We start from the raw sequence: 19,710 nt of genomic DNA on the forward strand, positions 1-19,710 counted from the left end.
TGCCTTGCCTGCGCGCGCGCGTCGCGGCCTGCTCAAACTGGCAATCCCGGCCGCGAGCCTCTACATGTCGGGCGTTCCGCCCGCCATGGGCCTGCCGGATTCCGATGACCGAAGCGCTCCACCCCTTGCCGCGGGCGACCCCCGAGACCGCGTCATTCCGCGATGCGATGTCGCGCGTCGTCAGCGCCGTTCACGTCGTCACGACCCGGGGGGCGGAGGGCCGCGCCGGGCTGACCGCAACCGCCGTCGCCTCCGTCTCGGATTCGCCGCCCACGGTGCTGGTCTGCATCGCGCGGCCGAGCCGGACGCTGGCGGTGATCGAGGCGGCCGGCCTGTTCTGCATCAATACCCTGCCGGGCGACGCGCTCGATCTGGCCGAAATCTTCGCCAGCCGGCGCGGGATCGAGGGCGAGGCGCGCTTCGCCACCCGCGACTGGCGGGCGCTCGTCACCGGCGCGCCGGTCCTGTCGGACGCAGTGGCGGCTTTCGACTGCCGGCTGACCGCGATCCAGGATGTCGCGACGCATCGCATCCTGTTCGGGGAGGTGGTGGGCTTGGGCGGCGCGGCGGCGGCGCCCGGCTCCAGCCTGATCTATCGGCAGCGGGGTTTCGAGGCGGTTTAGCGACGGATCGGTTCTGCCAAATGCGCTGGTCATCCCGGACTTAGCGAAGCGGAGATCCGGGATCCATTCCGGAGCGCTGATCGGGAAGGTTCCGGAATGGGTCCCGGGTCAAGCCCGGGACGACTTGGTGGTTCCGAGACGACCCGCAATGCCGCTGCGGCGGCTCAGCCCTTCGCGGCCTCCGCCTCGATCTCGGCGAAGACGCTCGCGGCTTCCTTGAAGGCGTGGTTGGCGGCCGGCACGCCGGCATAGATCGCCGTCTGCATCAGCACCTCCTTGATGTCGTCGCGGCTCAAGCCATTGTTCAGTGCGCCGCGGACATGGATGCGGAACTCGCCCCAGGCTCCGAGAGAGGCGGCGATCGCCAGCACGATGATCGAGCGCTCGCGCCGGGGCAGGCCCGGCCGGTTCCAGATGTCGTTCCAGGCGGTGCGGGTGATGAACTCCTGCCATTCGCCGTTGAAGTCGGTCAGGCCGGAACTGGCCTTGTCGACGTAAGGCCCGCCGAGCACGGCGCGGCGCGTGGTCATTCCGTCCGCGTAGCGGGTCTTGTCGTCCATGGGGGGCTCCTTGAGGCCGGGTTCGGCATGGTGATCCCTCATCCTGAGGAGCCGCAAAAGCGGCGTCTCGAAGGATGCTCCAGGAGGCTCCGGAACCATCTGGAGAATCCTTCGAGACGCGCTCCTGCGGAGCGCTCCTCAGGATGAGGGCTCGCGAAAGGGCATCAGCCCGCCAGGAAGTCCTGTACGGCCTTCGTGAAGGCTTCCGGCTGTTCGAGATTGGACAGGTGAGCGGCGTCGAGTTCGACCGTGCGGGCGCCGGAAATCGCCTCCGCGATCAGGTGACCGGCGGCGGGCGGTGTCGCGGGATCAACCGTGCCGATGATCACCAGAACCGGATTGGTGATGCTGCGGATCGTCTCGCGCTGGTCCATGTCGCGTATCGCGGCGCAGCAGGTGGCGTAGCCGATCGCCGGCGTCGTGGTCAGCATGGTGCCGACCCGCGCCACCGTGGCGGGCTCGGCCTCGCGGAAGCGCGGGCTGAACCAGCGTGCGAGCACGCCCTGGACGAGGGCGTCCATGCCCTGGCTGCGCGCCATTGCGATGCGGTCGTCCCAAAGCGAGGGCGGGGCCATATGCGCGGCGGTGTTGGCGAGGACGAGACGGCCCATGCGCTCCCGGGCGTTGGTGGCGAGCCACTGCCCGACCATGCCGCCCTTCGAGACGCCGCACCAATGCGCCCGCTCGATGCCGAAATGATCGAGGATCGCCAGTGCATCCCGGCCGAGCCGGTCGATCCCGAAGGACGTGTCGGTGGCGACAGACTGGCCGTGCCCGCGCGAATCGTAGCGCAGGATGCGGAAGCGCTTCGACCATTCGGGGATCTGCGGGTCCCACATCGAAAGATTGGTGCCCAGCGAGTTCGACAGCATCAGCACGGGGGCGTCGGCCGGGCCGTCGAAGCGGATGTTGAACGGCTCGCCCGCTAGGGTCTCGATCGGCATCGGCGTGTCCCTCGTCTGGTTCAGTCGTGAAGCGTGATGGTGCCGTCGGCGGCAATGGCGAGCCTGCGGCCATCCAGCGGCGCCTGATCGGCGGCGGCTAGGCGCAGGGCCGGCGGCGTCGGCCAGCCCATTTCGCGCGCCACCACCAAACCGAGCAGCAGGATGGCGTCGGGCGCGTCCATCAGGATCGCGGCCGGCGCCTTTCCGGCATGGACGAGTTCGAGTAGCACCGCCGAGGCCGAGGACGAGCCGATCGTGCCCGGCAGCGCCAGCACCGTGCCCGCGACGCTCAGCCCGCGCTGGGGATGGCGCTGGTCGATGATCGTGCCCGAGCGCGGGTCGACGCCGCCCCAGAAGCTGATCGGTGCGGTCAAGGCGAGGCAGGGGCCGGCGGTGGCCGGGCCCGGCAGCAGGATCTGCGTGGTCAGGCCCATGCCCGCTCCTCCCGGACGAGGCGGCCGGCCACCGCGCTCTCGACGCATTCGCCGAGCGACCCATAGGTGACCGCGTAGCCGGTGGTGCCCGGCGCATAATGGGCGAATTTGCCGGAATTCGTCATCAGCACGGCGCCGTCGATCTCGGGCAGGATCGGCGTGACGATGACGCAGGTGTCGACGACGAAGACCACCCCGGCCTGCTCCAGCGCGGCGCGGCGTCCCTGCGCCTCCAGCGGCTTCAGCACATGGCGGCCGGTGTTGGCGTAGAGGGGGGCGGCGAGCCGGCGGCCGGCGAGCCTGTGCTCGATCTCGTCGATCTCCGGCAGCGACAAATGCGGCGAACCGACCGCCACCGCGTCGATGCGCTCGGTCTGGCCGGCGGTGGAGAGCCCCGCCAGCGCCTGCTGAATGATGGCCGGCGTCAGGACCAGCGTCTCGCGCGGCGGCAGGTCGCCGAGTGCGGTCGCTGCGCCCGGCGCCTCGGGCGTGACGCCCGCGACATGGAACAGGCCGACCCCGCCGGCCGAGGCGGAGGCCGCGCCGAGCGCCTTGAGCCGGTCTTCCGTGGTGCAGCCCTGCAGCCCGTCGATCACGGCGATCGCGGTGCCGGCGGTGCGGCCGAGCAGTGTGCCGAGCACGGGGTAGAACACGTCGGAGGCGCGTAAACTCCGGCTCAGGCCCCGCGTGTCGATCAGCAGGGTTGCGATGCGGTTCTCCGGGCGGTGAAGCCCGTAATCGGGGGCGACGCCAGCGATGGCGCAGGCGATGTCGAGGAAATCGCCATAGCGGTTGGTGCGCGCGCCGAGCACCGAATTGCAGAAGACCACCGCATTGGATTCGCCCCAGGCGACATCCGTGCCCTTGGCCGGGCGGTGGCCGGCTTGATAAGGCGCGCAGGTCCAGGACGGCTCGCAGCCCATCGCCTCATAGGCGCGCATCATGCGCGCCGCCATCTCGCGCTCATGCGCGGCTAGGCGGATCGCCGCGCAGCCGGCCGGTGCCAGCGCGCCGACATTCAGCGTCGCGCGCACGGCGACGCGGGCGCCGCCCTCGACCAGCCGCTCGGCGAAGAGCGTGCCGGAATCGCCATGGTAGAGCGCCCCGTCGATATGGGCCGACGCCACGGGGATGAGCCGGGGGGCGCCCATCAGCCGGGCGGCCTCCGCGACAATGCGCAGCGCCATGGCGGCGCCGTCCGTGCCGGCCGCGATGGCGCGCTGCTGCGGGGTCAGCTCAAGCATGGCCGCTCATGAACTCTCTTTCGGTTTCATAGGCGGCGATGATGCGGTCGATGATCGCGTCGCTTGCGCCGCGATAGGTCGCGGGATCGAAGAGCGCGTCGAGCTCGGCCGGCGAGAGGCGTGCGCTGACGGTCGCGTCCTCGGCCAGCAGGTCGCGCAGATGCCGGCCGGAGGCGACGCTGGCGCGGCTGGCCTGTTCCAACAGGTGGTGGGCTTCCGCCTTGCCCAGCGCCGCAGCCAATGCGAGCGAGACGCGTTCCGACATCACCAAGCCATGGGTCAGATCGATATTGGCGCGCATACGCTCCGGGAAGACCTGGAGGCCTTCGATCAGGGTGATCGCCTGCGCCAGCGCCGAGCCGGCACTGCGAAACAGCTCGGGCAGCGTCGGCCATTCCGCATGCCAGCCGCCCAGCGCGCGCTCATGCTCATGCGGCAACGCCGCCAGCATGGTGGCGACGAGGCCGGGCGTACGCTGGGCCGCCGCGAGGATCAGCGTACACAAGACCGGATTGCGCTTGTGCGGCATCGCCGAGGAGCCGCCCTTGCCGGGCGCCTCCGGTTCGGCGAGTTCGCCGATCTCCGTCTGGGCCATCAGCCCGACATCGCGGGCGATCTTGCCGAGATTGCCGGTGAGAATGCCGAGTTCGGCGGCGAGACGGGCGATCCGGTGACGCTGCCCATGCCAGGGGATTTGCGAGGGATCTGCGCCCTGCGTCAGAGCGACGAACCGCGCCTGAACGCGATCGCCATCGTCGCCAAGCGCGGCCAGGGTGCCGGCGGCTCCGGCCAACTGGACGACTGGGGCCGCCAGGATATCGCGCAGAACATGCCGGCTCTCCAGCAAGGGGGCGAGCCAGAGCGCGACCTTCATGCCGAACGTGATCGGAACGGCCTGTTGCAGGAACGTCCGGCCGATCATCGGCGTCGTGCGGTGCGGCTCGAGCAGCGCTCGCAGGGCATGAGTCAGCCGGTCGAGCCGGTGATCGACGACCTTCAGCCCGCAACCGATGACATGGACATAGCCGGAATCGATCACATCCTGGCTGGTCGCGCCGTAATGAACCCATTTGGCGTGATCGGGCGACACCGCGGCGACGCGCGCGGTCATTGCCTTCACCAGCGGGATCGCGGGATTGCCGGCCAGCGTCGCGGCCCGCCCGAGTTCGGCAATGTCGTAGAGATCGGGATCGCATTGCCGGATGACGACCTCGGCTGTGCCCTCGGGCGCGACAGCTTCGGCTTCCAGCGCGCTTGCGAGCATCGCCTGAAAACCGAGCATTCCGTGCAGAAGTACCCTGTCGCTCATGGCCGAAGCCATCTCGCGGTCGACGAAGAGTTCGCCGAACAGGCCGGAGGCATCTCCCGTCATGGGGTAGCGCGGTCCCTGCGGCGGTCCGGTCGCATCGTCACGCGTCATCTCCTCGTGCCGCTCGCCCTTGTGCCGCCCGGCGCTTTCCGCTCATGGATAGACGCGGCCGTCTTGGATAGACCCGAGGCGATGCCGGCTGCAACAGGCGCCGGGCGAGCGCGACACGGATCTGAGGGAGGAACGCCATGGCGATGACGATGAATGGCGAGGTGACGCTGCCCGCGAGCAAGGATGTGGTCTGGGCCAAGCTCAACGATCCCGAGGTGCTGAAGGCCTGCATTCCCGGCTGCGAGCAGCTCAACAAGGACGACGACACGCATTTCTCGGCGGTTGTGAAGGTGAAGCTCGGGCCGGTGAAGGCGAGCTTCAAGGGCAAGGTCGAGCTCGTCGATCTCGACCCGCCCAACGGCTACCGTATCCAGGGCGAGGGCGAGGGCGGCATCGCCGGCTTCGCCAAGGGCGGGGCGAAGGTCGCGCTGAGCGACGCGGAGGATGGCCAGACCGTGCTGCGCTACGATGTCGAGGCGCAGGTCGGCGGCAAGCTGATGCAGCTCGGCTCGCGGCTGATCGATTCGGTCTCGAAGAAGCTCGCCGACGAGTTCTTCGCCAATTTCGCCAAGGCGGTCAGCGAGGGCTGAGCGCGCGCCGGCGCCTGCGCCGGCAAGGATGGTTTGCGCTCAGGACGACCTGCGCTCAGGACACCTTGCGCTCAGGACACCTTGCGCAGCGAGGCGAGGGCGGCGCCGACGCTGGCCTCCGCCGCGCCGACCTGAAGAGCGATGTCGGCCGCCGCTGCATTGGCCCGTTCCAGCGCACGTGCGGTCTCGTCGAGGCTGTGGCTGACGGCATTGGCCCGCTCGATCGCCGTGTCCGAGCTCTGTGCCACGGCGGCGGCATCCTGCGCGATGGCCGCGGTGACCGCGCTCTGCTGCGAGACAGCCTCGGAAATCGCCTCCGAATCCAGCCGGATCTCGCCGATGGTGCCGGCGATCGAGAGGGCGTGAGCGCTGCAGGCCTCGGCGCTCGCGGTCAATTCGGCGATCTGGCTGGCGATGTCGCCGGTGGCGTTGGCGGTCTGCGTCGCAAGCGATTTCACCTCGGAGGCGACGACGGCGAAGCCGCGCCCGGCCTCCCCGGCGCGGGCCGCCTCGATGGTGGCGTTGAGGGCGAGCAGGTTCGTCTGCGCCGCGATATCGGCGATCAGCCCAACCACGGTGCCGATGCTCGCGGTCACCTCCCGCAACCGGGCCACCGCCTGGTTCATTTGCCCGGCATCCGAGACGGCGCGGTGGGCGACCACCAGGCTGGTATGGGCGCGCTGGCCGATTTCGGCGATATTGGCGGACATTTCCTCGGTCGCGGCTGCCGTCTGCAGCGATTTCTCGCGCACGAGGATGGAGGCGCCGGCGACATCGCCCAACGCATTCTTGATGAAGCCGGTCGCCCGGGCGGTCTCGCCGGCGGTGGCCACGAACTGCTCGACGGCGGCACCGATGCGAGCCTCGAGCCCGCCCATGCGTTGCCGCAGCGTCTCGGTGGCCTCGTCGAGAGCCTCTGCCCTGAGACGGGCCTCGCCCGCGCGGATCTCGTCGCCGATGGTGATGGCGGTGGTGATATCGAAGACGAGGATGCGCTCGACCACGAAGAGGTCCTGCGCGAGCGACCGGGGCCTGAACAGCTGGCGATACCGGTGCATCCGCCCGAACCGCCGCAGCAGCGCCATGCCGATCGAGACCCGCGGCTTGGGGCCGATCCCGGCCTGGATCTCGAGGCGGCAGAGCGCCTCCGCCGAGGCCACGTAAGCTTCGTCGAAGCGCCCTTCGAACAGGATCTGCAGGTGACGCTTCTCCTGCTCGCGTAGCTGCGCGTCGACGGGGCCGAGCGTTTTCGCCAATTCCGGGCGAATGACCAGCACGCGGTCGAAATCCTCCTCGACGATCGCATCGGCGAGCCTCTTGGTGGCTGCCGCATAGCGCGACAGGCGCGCCCGATCCGACTCGCCGTAGCCGATGGCGCGCAGGCGGCTCTGGATCTGCTCGGCCGTGGAGAGCGGGGGCGTCGTCGGCACCGCGGCGTTTCCTGTCGTTTTCGGGGAGGCTATGCGCCCAACATTAAGAAACGTGTAAATCTCCCTTTTTGCCACCCCGCGGTGTGACTTACCCTCTGCCGTTGCGTGAGCCGGCAAAACGGCCTGATTTCGTGGCGAATCGCGGGCGCTTGCGACGAGCGCGCCGGCTTGACCGCGCAAAAACACGGGTCCACACTCGGTTTATAGCTGTTCCAAGAAGAAGCTCACGGTCGACCTCGAGCGGTGAGCACGGCGCAGCCACCGGTGATTGTCAGCAGCCGGGCGTCAGACCCGGGCGAAGGAGGAAGAGGATGGCGAGCGTATCCATGACGGTGAACGGGAAACCGGTCACCGGGACGATCGATCCGCGTACGCTGCTGGTGCAGTTCCTGCGCGAGAACCTGCGGTTGACGGGCACTCATGTCGGCTGCGACACCAGCCAGTGCGGCGCCTGCGTCGTCCATATCGACGGCAAGGCGGCCAAGGCCTGCACGGTGCTCGCCGTCTCGCTCGAGGGCGCCAGCATCACCACCATCGAGGGGCTGGCCGGCGAGGGCGGGCTGCATCCGATGCAGGAGGCCTTCCGCGAGCATCACGGCCTGCAATGCGGCTTCTGCACGCCGGGCATGATCATGTCCGCCGTCGACATCGTGAACCGCCGCGGCCACCAACTCGACGAGAAGACGATCCGCGAGGATCTCGACGGCAACATCTGCCGCTGCACGGGCTACCACAACATCGTAAAGGCCGTCGCGGCCGGTGCCGAGGCCATGGCCGGGCAGGGGATGGACAGGAAGGAGCCGCCTCGCCAGGCCGCCGAGTGAGGGCTCGCGCGTGAGAGGGCGGGGCTCGCGCCATTCCGCGCGGGCTTTCATCTGAGATCGAGACGTGCCCGTCAGAGGCGCGCTGAGGAGGGACAACACCATGACGGCAACCGGAATCGGCGCCTCGGTGCGGCGGAAGGAAGATCACCGCTTCATCACCGGCCAGGGCCGCTACACCGACGACATCAACCGGCCCGGCCAAGCCCATGCCTATTTCCTGCGCTCGCCGCACGCCCATGCCACGATCAAGTCGATCGACGCGAAGGCGGCGGCCGCGATGCCGGGCGTGCTCGGAATCTTCACCGGCGACGATCTGGCCGCCGACAAGGTCGGCGGGCTGATCTGCGGCTGGATGATCCACAACAAGGACGGCTCGCCGATGCGGGCCGGCGCCCATCCCGCGCTCGCCCAGGGCAAGGTCCGCTATGTCGGCGACCATGTCTGCGTCATCGTCGCCGAGACGCTGGCCCAGGCGCGCGACGCTTCGGAGGCGATCGTGGTCGATTATGACGTGCTTCCGGCCGTGGTCGATACCGCGAGCGCGGCCGGCGCCAAGACGGTCGTCCATGCCGAGGCGCCCGACAACACCGTGTTCAACTGGCATCTCGGCAACAAGGACGAGACGGAGGCCGCCTTCAGGGCCGCCAAGCACGTCACGAAGCTCGACATCGTCAACAACCGGCTCGTGCCGAACCCGATGGAGCCGCGCGCGGCCGTCGGCGACTACGATGATGGAGAGGGCATCTTCACCCTCTACACCACGAGCCAGAACCCGCATGTCGCGCGGCTCGTGCTCTCGGCCTTCATCGGCATCGCGCCGGAAAACAAGTTGCGCGTCGTCGCTCCCGATGTCGGCGGGGGCTTCGGTTCGAAGATCTTCATCTATGCCGAAGAGACGGTCTGCGTCTGGGCGGCGAAGAAGGTCGGCCGGCCGGTAAAGTGGAACTCCGACCGCACCGAGGCCTTCCTGTCGGATGCGCATGGGCGCGACCACGTCACCCATGCCGAACTCGCCACCGATGCCGATGGGAAAATCACGGCGCTGCGGGTCAAGACGACGGCCAATCTCGGCGCCTATCTCTCGACCTTCTCCTCCTCGGTGCCGACCTATCTCTACGCGCCGCTCCTGTCGGGCTCCTACGACATCCCGGCGATCTATGCCGAGGTCGACGCTGTCTACACCAACACCGCCCCCGTCGACGCCTATCGCGGGGCAGGGCGGCCGGAGGCGACCTTCGTCGTCGAGCGGCTCGTCGAGGTCGCCGCCCGCGAGCTCGGCAAGGACCCGGCGAAGTTCCGGATGCAGAACTACATCAAGAAGTTCCCGCACCAGACGCCGGTGATCATGATGTATGACGCCGGCAATTACGGCGCGGCGCTGAAGAAGGCGCTGGAGATCATCGACTACAAGGGCATCGGCAGGCGCAAGCGGGAGTCCGCCCGCAACGGCAAGCTGCGCGGCATCGGCTTCTCCTCCTATATCGAGGCCTGCGGCATCGCGCCCTCGGCGGCGGTCGGCTCGCTCGGTGCCGGCGTGGGCCTGTGGGAATCGGCCGAGGTTCGCGTCAATCCGGTCGGCACGGTCGAGGTCCTGACCGGCTCACACAGCCATGGCCAGGGCCATGAGACGACCTTCGCGCAGCTGGTCTCCGGCAAGCTCGGCATCCCCATCGAGAACGTCTCGATCATCCATGGCGACACCGACAAGGTGCAGATGGGCATGGGCACCTATGGCTCGCGCTCGGGGGCGGTCGGCATGTCGGCGATCGTCAAGGCGGTCGACAAGGTCATCGCCAAGGGCAAGAAGGTCGCGGCCTATGTGCTGGAGGCCGACGAGGTCGATATCGACTTTGCCGACGGGCATTTCTCGGTGAAGGGCACCGACCGCAAGCTCGATTTCGGCTCCTGCGCGCTGCAGGCCTATATCGCCCACAAGTTCAACGGGCAGGACCTCGAGCCGGGGCTTAAGGAGGGCGCGTTCTACGACCCGACCAACTTCACCTTCCCGGCCGGCGTCCATATCTGCGAGGTCGAGGTCGACCCGCAGACGGGCGTCACGAAGATCGAGCGCTGGGCGGCGGTGGACGATTTCGGCAACGTCATCAACCCGATGATCGTCGAGGGCCAGGTCCATGGCGGTATCGCGCAGGGCGTCGGCCAGGCGCTGCTCGAGGGCGCGCGCTACAACAGCGACGGCCAGCTCGTGACCGCGAGCTTCATGGACTACTGCATGCCACGCGCCGACGATCTGCCCTCCTTCGAGGTCGGCATGACGGTGACGGCCTGCCCGTCCAACCCGCTGGGCATCAAGGGCTGCGGCGAGGCCGGCGCCATCGCCGCTCCGCCCGCCGTCATCAACGCCATCACCGACGCGCTCGGCCATGAGGACATCGCCATGCCGGCGACGCCCCAGGCCGTCTGGCGTGCGGCGCAGAAGAGCATCACGCGAATGGCCGCCGAGTAGTTTTCCTCCGTCACCCCGGACAAGCGGCGAAGCCGCGCCGATCCGGGATCCATTCCTGACCCGTTCCGGAATGGATCCCGGCTCTCCGCTTCGCTCCGGCCGGGATGACGCTCACCGATTTCAGCAAGGGATGAAACCCATGTACGCCTTTACCTATCACCGCCCCGGCTCGGCCCGTCAGGCCGCCGGCCTGCTCGCCAAGAAGGAGGACGCCAAGATCCTGGCCGGTGGGCACACACTGCTGCCGACGATGAAGCAGCGCCTGGCCTCGCCGGCCGCGCTCGTCGATCTCGGCGGCTGCGGCGATCTCAAGGGCATCGTCCGCAAGGGCCGCACCATTCATGTCGGCGCGATGTCGACCCATGCCGAGGTCGCGGCCTCTTCGATCGTGCAGGAGGCGATCCCGGGTCTGGCCTATCTCGCCTCGCATATCGGCGACCCGCATGTGCGCCATCGCGGCACGATCGGCGGCTCCGTCGCCAACAACGATCCCGCCGCGGACTATCCGGCCGCCTGCCTGGCGCTGGGCGCGACCATCGTCACCAACAAGCGCAAGATCGAGGCCGACGACTTCTTCACCGGCCTCTACGAGACGGCGCTGGAAGAAGGCGAGATCATCACCAAGGTGGTGTTCCCTGTCGTCTCCAAGGCGGGCTATGCCAAGTTCCGCAACCCGGCCTCGCGCTATGCGCTGGTCGGCGTCTTCGTCGCCAAGCGCGGCAGCGAGATCCGCGTCGCGGTGACGGGCGCGGGCGAGGGCGGCGTTTTCCGCTGGCCGGAGGCGGAAGCGGCGCTGAAGGTCCGCTTCGCGCCGAAATCGCTCGACGGGCTGAAGGCGTCCGCCGAGGGCATCAATGCCGACATGCATGCTGATGCCGACTATCGCGCCCATCTGATCGGGGTGATGACACGGCAGGCGGTCGCGCAGGCGACGGGGCGCTGAGGGAGAGGCCGGCGCTCCGGCTCAGTCCCGCTCGTCACCCGGTATCGGTGGGTTGCCGATACCGGCGCGCTCGAGAATAGCGAGCGCCCTCGGGATATCGGCCCGTTCGGCGCGCTCCTGGAAATAGCTCTCCGTCCGCAGGGCCGAGAGCTTCTCGGCCACGGCGACGTTGATCAGCTGGTTCAGGGCGACACCCTCGTTTTCCGCAACCTTGCGGGCCTCGTCCAGAAGCGAAGGCTGCAGTCGCAGTGCGAAGTTGCTCTTCCTCATCGTTCGGTCTCCAGGATTTTCAACGCCTCGCCCGGCGGCATCGCAGTCAGTCCAAAACGTGAGACGGTTTTGCCGAAGTCACGCAGATTGAAAGTGACGATCATGTCGGCTTGGCCGTTCACCGCTGCTTCCAGCACCATGTCGTCATCGGGATCTCGCAAAGCCGGACGCCAGAGGAAGGCCAGCTTGACGGGTTCCGTAACCGCGCCCACCGCATCGAGCAGCACGCCGACATCCTCTGTCGAAAGCTGCGACGCTGCCAGATGCTCCGCCCGCGTCATGACGGCCTCGTATTCGATCATCAATGGCACGGATGCCACCAGAATGAGGCGTCGTCGCAATGCTCCGCTGAGCAGCAGGCGCGATGCGCCGCTGTCGCTGCGGGTTGCAGCCACCATGACGGATGTGTCGAGCACGACCCTCATTGCGCCCCACGATATCACCCGCCATATTGCATTTATAGTGTCATCGCGGTGCCTCGTGACATATGCCCCGCCTGGCCGCCAGAAGCGTTGCTGTTCCCGATGACGATCTCCATGCCCGCCTCCATCGACGAGACCCTCGCGCTGCTGCAGGGCGGCGGCTATGTCGCCGACCGGGCGCTGGCGACGGTGCTGTTCCTGGCGCTGCGGATGAAGCGGCCGCTGCTGCTCGAGGGCGAGGCGGGGACCGGCAAGACCGAGATCGCCAAGGTTCTCTCGGCCACGCTCGGGCGCAGGCTGATCCGGCTGCAATGCTATGAGGGGCTCGACCTCGCCTCGGCCGTCTATGAGTGGAACTATGCCGGGCAGATGATGGCGATCCGGCTTGCGGAAGCCGGCGGCACGAGCGGCGACCGGGCAAATCTCGACCGCAAGAGCCTGGAAGGCGACATCTTTTCCGAGAAATACCTGATCAAGCGGCCGCTGCTGCAGGCTCTGGAGCCGCAGGAGGGCGGCGCGCCGATCCTGCTGATCGACGAGCTCGACCGCACCGACGAGGCCTTCGAGGCCTTCCTGCTCGAGGTGCTCGCGGATTCGCAGGTGACGATTCCCGAACTCGGCACGATCAAGGCCGCCGAACCGCCGATCGTGATCCTGACCTCCAACCGTACGCGCGAGATCCATGACGCGCTCAAGCGGCGCTGCCTCTATCACTGGGTCGGCTATCCCGACGCGCCGCGCGAACTCGCCATCCTGAAGGCGCGGGCGCCGCAGGCGCCGGCGAAGCTGGCCAAGCAGGTCGTCAGCTTCGTGCAGGCGATCCGCAAGGAGGAGCTGTTCAAGGCGCCGGGCGTCGCCGAGACGCTGGACTGGGCCACTGCGCTCGTCGAACTCGACGCGGTCGCGCTCGATCCGGCCCTCGTTTCGGACACGCTCGGCGCCCTGCTCAAATATCAGGACGACATCCAGGCGATGCAGGGCTCGAAGGTGAAGGAGTTGCTGGACCAGGTGAAGAGCGAGTCAGGTCGGTAGGCTGGCGTCAGCCGGCCTTCTTCGTGCGCTTGCGGGCCGGGTCGAGATAGGGATTGCGAACCGCATTGGCCCAGAATTTTTCGTCGAGCGGGGGAATGTCGGAATAGTCGATGTCGCTGTCGGGCCTTTTCAGAAGCGCCTCGATCTCGGCCTGCTGCTCGGGGGTGAGAGCGGGCGGATTGGAGATATCGACTTCATAAGTGACCATCTTGCTCATAACGTCTCATCTCCTTTCTGTCGGCGGGGCGGGCTGAAATGATGCGGACGACTTCAATCGGGCCGTCAAATCGATCTGTATGGATGACAACCAACAAGAGCCTGGTGCCGATCATGCCGATCGTGTTCCAACGATGCTCGCCGCCTTCGACCCCACCATACTCTGTCAGCGCGAGGGGGTCTGCGAAGACGCGCGCCGCGGTCTCGAAACCTATGCCATGCTTACGAAGGTTGCTGGCCGCCTTTGCCGGGTCCCATTCGAAGCGCACGCAACACCATCTCGCGTCCGAAGCTTAACATCGATGGCAATCAACCGCCAAACTCTGTGGGAGGCAAGACCATGTACAACGATCTCAGAGCCATCGAAGCCGTCACCTGGACCTATCTGAACGGCCTCTATGAGGGCGACGTCGCCAAGCTGGAGCATGCCTTCCATCCGACCTCCGCGCTGACCACGGCGCAGGAGGATGGCACGATCAAGATCGTGCCGCGCGACGAGTGGCTGAAGGCGGTGCGCGAGCGGTCCTCGCCCAAGGCGGCCGGCATGGTGCGCGGCGACCATATCCTGACCATCGACCTCGTCGGGCCGACGCTGGCGCTGGTGAAGGTGAAATGCCAGATGCCGCCGCGCTATTTCACCGACCTGCTCTCCTTCCTGAAGGTCGATAGCAAGTGGCAAATCGTCCAGAAGGTGTTCATGACCGAGATGGGGCCGTGAGGGTCATCTCGGCCCTCATCCTGAGGAGCCGCGGCACGCGGCGTCTCGAAGGATGCTCCAGAGGGTGCCGGAGCCTCCCCAACCATCCTTCGAGACGCGGGCTTTCGCCCGCTCCTCAGGATGAGGGCTGGGGGGAGACAACGCGCCTCTCATGACCGGCAAGCTCCCGGAAAACGTCGCCTATTTCGCCCGCGCGCTTCGGATAGCGGGGTTGCGCGTCGGGCCCGGCGCGGTGGTCGAGGCGGTCGAGGCGCTGGGCGAGGGGGCGCTGGGCGGGCGCGAGGACGTCTACTGGGCGCTGCACGCGATCTTCGTGAAGCGCCATGAGGACAGCGCCGTCTACGACCAGGCCTTTCGGCTGTTCTGGCGGCGCCGCAACCTGATCGAGAAGATCATGGCGCAGATGTCGCCGGTCTCGCCCGGGGCCGACAGCGCGCCGCAGAAGGAGGAGGCAGGCGCGCTGCGTGCGGCCGAGGCCTTCGCCCCGCCCAAGCGCGAGGAGGAGGCACCGGTCGAGTTCACCGAGCTGACGGCGCGGCTGACGGTCTCCGACCGCGAGACGCTGAAATCGCGCGATTTCGCCCAGATGAGCGCCGCCGAGATCGCCCGCGCTAAGAAGCTGATCGGCGAATTACGCCTGCCCGACGATCTCGTCGCGACGCGGCGCTTCCAGCCTGCGGCAAGGGCCGGCCGGATCGATCCGCGCCGCACCTTCCGGCGCTCGCTGCGGGGTGGGGGCGGCATGATCGAGCTCGCCTTCCGGGAGCGGGCGCAGGTGCATCCGCCGATCGTCGCGCTGGTCGACATCTCCGGTTCGATGGCGGAGTATTCCCGCATCTTCCTGCATTTCCTGCATGCGGTCACGGAGAAGCGCCGGCGCGTCCATTCCTTCGTCTTCGGCACGCGACTGACCAACATCACGCGCAGCCTGCGCGCCCGCGACCCCGACGAGGCACTCGCGCTGGCCGGCAAGGCCGCGCCGGATTGGGAGGGTGGTACGCGGATTTCAACCGCACTGCATGGCTTCAACCGGGTCTGGTCGCGCCGGGTGCTCGGCGGCGGGGCGATCGTGCTGCTCTTCACCGACGGGCTCGAGCGGCATCTCGACGGCGAACTGCCCTTCGAGATGGACCGGCTGCACCGCTCCTGCCGGCAACTGGTCTGGCTCAACCCGCTGCTGCGCTTCGACGGTTTCGAGGCCCGCGCCAGCGGAATCCGGGCCATGCTTCCGCATGTCGATTCCTTCCGGCCGATCCACAATCTCGCGGCCATGGCCGATCTCTGCGCGGCCTTGTCGCCGGAGGCCGAGCGGGCGAGCGATCCGCGGGCCTGGCTGAGGCGAGCGGGCTAGCCGGCGGAGACGGGGTGCCCGAACCGCCCGTGCTTCAGGAAATGCCGGATCTGCGCGATCGCCTCGGGGTTGTTCATGATCAGCGTGTGAGTGCCGTGGATGACGATGTGGTCGGCCATGCCGGCGACGCGGGTGCGTTCGACCGAGACGCGCCCGTCATTGGCGCCAGGCAGCAGCAGCCATCCCACCGGATCGAGCGAGCGGTCGCCGGCGATGACGCCGAGCGGATAATCGACCCTGCCCAGCACCTCGCAGAGCGCTTCCGACCGCTTCGTCACCAGCTCCGCCCCGGCCGGGCCGAAGAAGGCGCGATAAAGAGCATAGCCGCCGAGCAGGTCGGCGATCTCGCTGCCCTCGTTGGGTGGGGCCAGCATCACGACATGACCGAGCCGCTCCGGGCGGTGGCGGGCGATGATGGCGCGGGCGACGAGGCCGCCCATCGAATGGGTGACGAAATGGAGCCGGCCCGGGCAGCTCTCCGCGAAGCGCGCAATCGGCGCCTGCAAGGCTTCGACGATCTCGGCGATGCAGCGGCTGCGGGCCGGATAGTCGAGATTGAGCGTGGCATAGCCGTCGGCGCGAAGCGTCTTTTCGAGAACCGCCATAGAGCTGGCGCTGCGCGCGATGCCGTGCAGAAAAACGATGCCGTCCATGTGCTGTCGATCCCCCGGGGGCGAGGGATAGCCGCCGTGGCGGCGGAGGTCGAGGCGCGACGGCGCTATTGCGTTTTCGCAGGCTCGCAAGCCGGCGCGGCCATGCTTAAGATGGCGCGCCGGCGGCACGATGCCGGTTATGATGAGACAGGCGAGATCCGGCTGATGTTGCCGCCGCGCCCGGAGAGGACAGGACGGACATGATCAGCACCGACACCGACATCCTCGCCACCGCCGAGGCCTGGGTGCGCGATGGCCGCTCGGTCGCGCTCGCCACCGTGATCGAGACCTGGGGCTCGGCGCCGCGCCCGGTCGGCTCGCATCTGGTCATCGACGGGGAGGGCCATTTCCTCGGCTCGGTGTCCGGCGGCTGCGTCGAGGGCGCCGTGGTCGAGGAGGCGGTCGACGTCATCGCGCAGGGCCGGCCGCGCACGCTCGAATTCGGTATCGCCGACGAGACGGCCTGGAAGGTCGGGCTCTCCTGCGGCGGTCGCATCCGGGTCTATGTCGAGCGGATCTCGACCGCAAAGGTGAACTGATGGCCTCCTGGGATACGCTGCTGGCCTTTGCGACGCTGACGATCCTCGTCGCCTATTTCCCCGGACCGGCGCTGCTCTACACGGCGGCGCAGACGATTTCGCATGGCCGCAAGGCCGGCTTCATGGCGATGCTCGGCATCCATCTCGGCTGCTATCTGCATGTCTTCGCGGCCGCCTTCGGCCTCTCGGCGGTGTTCAAGCATGTGCCGGAGCTCTATTTCGCGGTGAAGATGGCCGGCGCCTTCTATCTCGTCTGGCTCGGCATCGGGATGATCCGCTCGCGGCTTGCGGCCGCCGACGCACCCGTCGTTCCCCCGAAGACCGTGAAGCGCGCTTTGATCGATTCCCTGATCGTCGAGGTGCTCAACCCCAAGGTCGCGCTGTTCTTCATCGCGCTGCTGCCGCAATTCGTCGATCCGGCCGCGTCTCTGCCGGTCTGGGCGCAGTTCCTGATCCTCGGCACCGTCGTCAACTTCGCCTTCTCTTCGGCCGATTTCGTCACGGTGCTGGGCGCGTCCGCCGTGGTCAGGCGGATGAAGCAGACCAAGGCCGGCTTCGCGTTCGGCCGCTGGATCGGCGGCTCGCTGATGATCGGGCTCGGCGTGAAGCTCGCGACCGACAAGGGCTGAGGCGATGGATCTCGCGACATTGGCGCTGCTGAACACGGAGCGCGCGGCGCGGCGCGCCACCGTCCTCGTCACCGATGTGGAGAGCGGGGCGCAGCGCCTCGTCAAGGCCGCCGATCTCGCGGCCGATCCCCTCGCGGACGTGCTGGACAAGCAGCTGCGCATGGGCAAGAGCGCGCTGGTCGAGGCGGAAGGGAAGGCGTTCTTCCTGACCGTGCAGGCGCCGCCGCCGCGCGTGATCGTCACCGGTGCAGTCCATATCTCGCAGGCGATGGCGCCGATGGCCAAGCTGCTCGATCTCGACCTCGTCATTATCGACCCGCGCACGGCGTTTGCCACGCCGGAGCGCTTCCCCGGCGTGCGGCTGCTGACCGACTGGCCGGACGAGGCGCTGGCGGGGCTGGGGCTCGACGGCTACACCGCCTTCGTCGCGCTGACGCATGATCCCAAGATCGACGACCCGGCGCTGGAGGCGGCGCTGCGCTCGGACTGCTTCTATATCGGCGCGCTCGGCAGCCGGAAAACGCATGGGCGCCGGCTCGAACGCCTCGCGGCGGCGGGTTTCGACGAGACCGCGACGAAGCGCATCCACGCCCCGATCGGGCTCGACATCGGGGCCGTCTCGCCGGCCGAGATCGCGCTCGCCATCCTGGGCGAGATCGTCAAGACGCTGCGCGGCCCGCGCCGGGCGCCGGCATGAAGTTCGGCCCCGTTCCCGTCACCGAGGCCGAAGGCTGCATCGCCGCCCATACGGTGCGCGCCGGTGGCATCGTTTTGAAGAAGGGGACGACGCTCACGAGCGAGGACGTCGCCCGGCTCGTTGAATCGGGGCTCGATGAACTCGTCGCGGTGCGGCTGGAGGCCGGCGACATCGGTGAGAACGAGGCTGCGACTCGGCTTGCGACTGCGCTCGCCGGGCGCGGCATCGTCACCGAGGCGGCCTTCACCGGCCGGGTCAATCTCTTCGCCGCGACGGCGGGCGTGCTCAGCATCGACGACGCCGCGATCGACGGGCTCAACCGGATCGACGAGGCGATCACGGTGGCGACGCTTCCCGCCATGAAGACGGTCGTCGCGGGCGAGATGGTCGGCACGGTCAAGATCATTCCCTATGGCCTGCCCGCAGCGCAGGTGGAGCAGGCGCTGGCCGCGCTGGAGGGGCTGAAACCGCTGGCGGTCGCGCCCTATAGGCCGCTGCGCGTGGCGGTGATCTCGACGCTGCTGCCGGGGCTGAAGCCCTCCGTCGTCGACAAGACCCTGCGCGTGATGGCCGAGCGGCTCGCCCCTGCCCAGGCGACGATTACCGCCGACCGGCGCGTGCCGCATCAGGAGGCGCCGCTGGCGCAGGAGATCTCAGCGCAGGCCGATGCGGCGGACCTCGTCGTCGTGTTCGGGGCGTCCGCGATCACCGACCGGCGTGACGTCATTCCCCAGGCTCTGCTGGCGGCGGGCGGGCGGATCGAGCATCTGGGCATGCCGGTCGACCCCGGCAATCTGCTCCTGATCGGCGAGATCGGCGGCAAGCCGGTGATCGGCGCGCCGGGCTGCGCGCGCTCGCCAAAGGAAAACGGCGTCGACTGGGTGCTGCAGCGTTGCCTCGCTGGCATCCCCGTCGGGCGCGCCGAGATCCAGTGCATGGGTGTCGGGGGGCTCCTGATGGAGATCGTCTCGCGGCCGCAGCCGCGGGCGCCGGCCCTGCTGGAGGCGGCGCCGGTTGCCGGGCTTGTGCTGGCGGCGGGGCGCTCGACCCGGATGGGGGCGCGCAACAAGCTGCTGGAGCCGGTGCGCGGCCAGCCGATGCTGCGCCATGCCGTCGAGGCGCAACTCGCCTCGGTCGCCAGCCCGGTGATCGTCGTCACCGGGCATCAGCGGGAGGAGGTCGCAGCCGCGCTCGCCGGGCTCGACGTCACGCTCGTCCACAATCCCGATTTCGCCAGCGGGCTGGCCAGCTCCGTCCGCGTCGGTCTTGCCGCGCTGCCGGAGGCGGCGGCGGGCGTCGTCGTCTCGCTCGGCGACATGCCGAACGTGACCGCGCAGGTGATCGACCGCCTCGCGCAGGTCTTCGCCGAACAGAACGAGGCGAAGGCCGTTGTGCCGACGCTGCTCGGCCAACGCGGCAACCCGGTGCTGCTGGCGCGGGCCCTGTTTGCGGAGGTGGCACAGCTGACCGGAGACCAGGGCGCGCGGCGCCTGCTCGACGCCGCGGGCGAGCAGATCGTCGAGGTGCCGCTCGACGACCCCGCCATCGCGCTCGACATCGATACGCCCGAGGCGCTGGCGGCCGTGGATCGCCAGAGGATCATCGAGGATGCACGGGCGATGGCTGCCGGAGGCGCGCTGCCGGGACCCGATGCGGCTCGCAGCCAGGACTTCCTCTACGACGAGGATGGGCTGCCTCGGTGATTGC

Annotated in this window: 23 protein-coding genes; 12 read left to right on the forward strand and 11 right to left on the reverse strand. The window is 68.3% G+C overall.

Going from position 1 to position 19,710, the window contains the following annotated elements:
• Positions 1–104: 104 nt before the first annotated feature.
• A complete protein-coding gene (locus tag Q8M82_RS18365) occupies positions 105–623 on the forward strand; it encodes a flavin reductase family protein (RefSeq protein ID WP_305692739.1) in 519 nt (172 codons plus the stop codon).
• Positions 624–787: 164 nt separating this feature from the next.
• Here Q8M82_RS18365 and pcaC read toward each other — a convergent pair whose 3' ends face one another.
• From pcaC to pcaB, 5 genes are all read right to left on the reverse strand, one after another.
• A complete protein-coding gene (gene pcaC / locus Q8M82_RS18370) occupies positions 788–1,183 on the reverse strand; it encodes a 4-carboxymuconolactone decarboxylase (protein ID WP_305692740.1) in 396 nt (131 codons plus the stop codon).
• Positions 1,184–1,347: 164 nt separating this feature from the next.
• Complete coding sequence (gene pcaD / locus Q8M82_RS18375) at positions 1,348–2,127, reverse strand: 3-oxoadipate enol-lactonase (protein ID WP_305692741.1); 780 nt, start codon at positions 2,125–2,127, stop codon at positions 1,348–1,350.
• A gap of 20 nt (positions 2,128–2,147) precedes the next feature.
• The gene (locus Q8M82_RS18380) at positions 2,148–2,561 is read right to left on the reverse strand and encodes an aconitase X swivel domain-containing protein (RefSeq protein WP_305692742.1); all 414 of its coding nucleotides are present in this window, start codon (positions 2,559–2,561) and stop codon (positions 2,148–2,150) included.
• Complete coding sequence (locus tag Q8M82_RS18385) at positions 2,552–3,805, reverse strand: aconitase X catalytic domain-containing protein (protein WP_305692743.1); 1,254 nt, start codon at positions 3,803–3,805, stop codon at positions 2,552–2,554. The genes Q8M82_RS18380 and Q8M82_RS18385 overlap by 10 nt, the downstream gene beginning before the upstream one ends.
• The gene (pcaB, locus tag Q8M82_RS18390) at positions 3,798–5,177 is read right to left on the reverse strand and encodes a 3-carboxy-cis,cis-muconate cycloisomerase (protein ID WP_305692744.1); all 1,380 of its coding nucleotides are present in this window, start codon (positions 5,175–5,177) and stop codon (positions 3,798–3,800) included. The genes Q8M82_RS18385 and pcaB overlap by 8 nt, the downstream gene beginning before the upstream one ends.
• A 185-nt stretch (positions 5,178–5,362) precedes the next feature.
• On the opposite strand from pcaB, the gene Q8M82_RS18395 reads away from it, so the two are divergent.
• Positions 5,363–5,815, forward strand: a complete 453-nt coding sequence (locus Q8M82_RS18395) for a CoxG family protein (RefSeq protein ID WP_069055666.1) — start codon at positions 5,363–5,365, stop codon at positions 5,813–5,815.
• A 71-nt stretch (positions 5,816–5,886) separates the two neighbouring features.
• On the opposite strand, the gene Q8M82_RS18400 is transcribed toward Q8M82_RS18395, so the two are convergent.
• A complete protein-coding gene (locus Q8M82_RS18400; RefSeq protein ID WP_305692745.1) occupies positions 5,887–7,245 on the reverse strand; it encodes a globin-coupled sensor protein in 1,359 nt (452 codons plus the stop codon).
• Between the two features lie 311 nt (positions 7,246–7,556).
• On the opposite strand from Q8M82_RS18400, the gene Q8M82_RS18405 reads away from it, so the two are divergent.
• From Q8M82_RS18405 to Q8M82_RS18415, 3 genes are all read left to right on the forward strand, one after another.
• Positions 7,557–8,069, forward strand: coding sequence for a (2Fe-2S)-binding protein (locus tag Q8M82_RS18405; RefSeq protein ID WP_305692746.1), 513 nt, complete (start codon positions 7,557–7,559; stop codon positions 8,067–8,069).
• 100 nt (positions 8,070–8,169) lie between these two features.
• The gene (locus Q8M82_RS18410; RefSeq protein ID WP_305692747.1) at positions 8,170–10,533 is read left to right on the forward strand and encodes a xanthine dehydrogenase family protein molybdopterin-binding subunit; all 2,364 of its coding nucleotides are present in this window, start codon (positions 8,170–8,172) and stop codon (positions 10,531–10,533) included.
• Positions 10,534–10,672: 139 nt separating this feature from the next.
• Positions 10,673–11,476, forward strand: coding sequence for an FAD binding domain-containing protein (locus tag Q8M82_RS18415; protein ID WP_305692748.1), 804 nt, complete (start codon positions 10,673–10,675; stop codon positions 11,474–11,476).
• A gap of 21 nt (positions 11,477–11,497) precedes the next feature.
• Here Q8M82_RS18415 and Q8M82_RS18420 read toward each other — a convergent pair whose 3' ends face one another.
• Both Q8M82_RS18420 and Q8M82_RS18425 read right to left on the reverse strand, forming a co-directional pair.
• Entirely contained in the window at positions 11,498–11,746 is a 249-nt protein-coding gene (locus Q8M82_RS18420; RefSeq protein WP_305692749.1) for a toxin-antitoxin system HicB family antitoxin, read from the reverse strand.
• Entirely contained in the window at positions 11,743–12,162 is a 420-nt protein-coding gene (locus Q8M82_RS18425; protein WP_305692750.1) for a putative toxin-antitoxin system toxin component, PIN family, read from the reverse strand. Before Q8M82_RS18425 ends, Q8M82_RS18420 begins: the two co-directional genes overlap by 4 nt.
• Before the next feature lie 120 nt (positions 12,163–12,282).
• On the opposite strand from Q8M82_RS18425, the gene Q8M82_RS18430 reads away from it, so the two are divergent.
• A complete protein-coding gene (locus tag Q8M82_RS18430; protein ID WP_371126404.1) occupies positions 12,283–13,200 on the forward strand; it encodes an AAA family ATPase in 918 nt (305 codons plus the stop codon).
• 7 nt (positions 13,201–13,207) lie between these two features.
• Here Q8M82_RS18430 and Q8M82_RS18435 read toward each other — a convergent pair whose 3' ends face one another.
• Both Q8M82_RS18435 and Q8M82_RS18440 read right to left on the reverse strand, forming a co-directional pair.
• Positions 13,208–13,417 (reverse strand): helix-turn-helix domain-containing protein, encoded by a 210-nt coding sequence (locus tag Q8M82_RS18435; RefSeq protein ID WP_305692752.1) that lies wholly within the window; start codon positions 13,415–13,417, stop codon positions 13,208–13,210.
• Positions 13,395–13,685 carry a BrnT family toxin gene (locus Q8M82_RS18440; protein WP_305692753.1) on the reverse strand — a complete coding sequence of 97 codons (291 nt, stop codon included), beginning with the start codon at positions 13,683–13,685 and terminating at the stop codon, positions 13,395–13,397. Before Q8M82_RS18440 ends, Q8M82_RS18435 begins: the two co-directional genes overlap by 23 nt.
• Positions 13,686–13,756: 71 nt before the next feature.
• On the opposite strand from Q8M82_RS18440, the gene Q8M82_RS18445 reads away from it, so the two are divergent.
• Both Q8M82_RS18445 and Q8M82_RS18450 read left to right on the forward strand, forming a co-directional pair.
• The gene (locus tag Q8M82_RS18445) at positions 13,757–14,134 is read left to right on the forward strand and encodes a nuclear transport factor 2 family protein (protein WP_305692754.1); all 378 of its coding nucleotides are present in this window, start codon (positions 13,757–13,759) and stop codon (positions 14,132–14,134) included.
• 151 nt (positions 14,135–14,285) lie between these two features.
• Positions 14,286–15,485, forward strand: coding sequence for a vWA domain-containing protein (locus Q8M82_RS18450; RefSeq protein ID WP_305692755.1), 1,200 nt, complete (start codon positions 14,286–14,288; stop codon positions 15,483–15,485).
• Here Q8M82_RS18450 and Q8M82_RS18455 read toward each other — a convergent pair.
• Complete coding sequence (locus Q8M82_RS18455; protein WP_305692756.1) at positions 15,482–16,138, reverse strand: alpha/beta fold hydrolase; 657 nt, start codon at positions 16,136–16,138, stop codon at positions 15,482–15,484. The genes Q8M82_RS18450 and Q8M82_RS18455 overlap by 4 nt on opposite strands.
• 200 nt (positions 16,139–16,338) lie before the next feature.
• On the opposite strand from Q8M82_RS18455, the gene Q8M82_RS18460 reads away from it, so the two are divergent.
• Genes Q8M82_RS18460 through Q8M82_RS18475 form a run of 4 tightly spaced genes read left to right on the forward strand, consistent with a single transcriptional unit; the run spans position 16,339 to position 19,706 of the window.
• Positions 16,339–16,677 (forward strand): XdhC family protein, encoded by a 339-nt coding sequence (locus Q8M82_RS18460; RefSeq protein WP_305692757.1) that lies wholly within the window; start codon positions 16,339–16,341, stop codon positions 16,675–16,677.
• Entirely contained in the window at positions 16,677–17,306 is a 630-nt protein-coding gene (locus Q8M82_RS18465) for a LysE family translocator (RefSeq protein ID WP_305692758.1), read from the forward strand. The genes Q8M82_RS18460 and Q8M82_RS18465 overlap by 1 nt, the downstream gene beginning before the upstream one ends.
• A gap of 4 nt (positions 17,307–17,310) precedes the next feature.
• On the forward strand, positions 17,311–18,003 hold the full coding sequence (locus Q8M82_RS18470; protein ID WP_305692759.1) for an XdhC family protein: 693 nt from the start codon (positions 17,311–17,313) through the stop codon (positions 18,001–18,003).
• Positions 18,000–19,706, forward strand: a complete 1,707-nt coding sequence (locus Q8M82_RS18475) for a molybdopterin-binding/glycosyltransferase family 2 protein (protein ID WP_305692760.1) — start codon at positions 18,000–18,002, stop codon at positions 19,704–19,706. Before Q8M82_RS18470 ends, Q8M82_RS18475 begins: the two co-directional genes overlap by 4 nt.
• Positions 19,707–19,710: the final 4 nt, after the last annotated feature.

The organism is Allobosea sp. (assembly GCF_030694325.1).
GTDB lineage: Bacteria > Pseudomonadota > Alphaproteobacteria > Rhizobiales > Beijerinckiaceae > Allobosea.